At 64.8% G+C, this 684-nt stretch carries 2 protein-coding genes; both read left to right on the top strand.

From position 1 onward, the window contains the following. Nucleotides 1-264, top strand: a 264-nt coding sequence (locus BST17_RS28555) for a DUF732 domain-containing protein (RefSeq protein ID WP_083062365.1), incomplete at its 5' end; no start/stop codon positions are given. A gap of 11 nt (nt 265-275) precedes the next feature. Then, nucleotides 276-684: DUF5078 domain-containing protein (locus BST17_RS28550; protein ID WP_083062364.1), on the top strand; the 409-nt coding region annotated here is incomplete at its 3' end.

The raw sequence follows: 684 nt of genomic DNA, 5'->3' as shown, positions 1-684 counted from the left end.
GCGCCGGCGCAGGCCGATCCGGACTCCGCGTTCGCCAAGGAGTTGCACGGCTACGGCATCTACGGCCAGAAGGACTTCAACGCCTGGATCGGCAAGATCGCCTGCAAACGCCTGGACCGCGGCATCGACCACAACGCCCAGGACTCGGCGAAATTCGTCTCCGACCAACTGATCCGCGGCACCACCACCGAACAGGCCTGGCAGTTCCTGGGCGCCGCCATGAACTACTACTGCCCCGACAAACGCGTCCTGCTGACCCAGTAGAAGGAAGCATCATGAAGAAACTGACGCTGGCCGGACTCGCCGCGGCCGCCGCCCTGACACTGGCGCCCATCGCGGGAGCCGACGCCACCGACGAATACCCGATCCCCAGCAAGATCCTCAAGACCCCGTGCACCGCCGAGCAGATCCTGGCCGCCACCCGCGACACCAACCCGGTCTACTACGAGCGCTACATGATCGACTACAACAACAAGTCCCCCGAGGTGCACCGCGCCGTCCAGGACCGCATCCACTGGTTCTTCGCCATGGACTACGCCGGCCGCCGCCAGTACTCCGAGGACACCGCCACCAACGCCTTCTACGAACAGCTGGCCTGGAACTGGCCGAACTGGGCCAAGATCTTCTTCAACAACAAGGGTGTCGTCGCCGCCTCCACCGCGGTCTGCCAGAACTACCCACCCG

Source organism: Mycolicibacterium bacteremicum (assembly GCF_002086115.1).
GTDB classification, from domain to species: Bacteria; Actinomycetota; Actinomycetes; order Mycobacteriales; family Mycobacteriaceae; genus Mycobacterium; species Mycobacterium bacteremicum.
The sequence above is the reverse complement of the archived record's forward strand: the minus strand, read 5'-3'. Positions and strand labels throughout refer to the sequence as shown.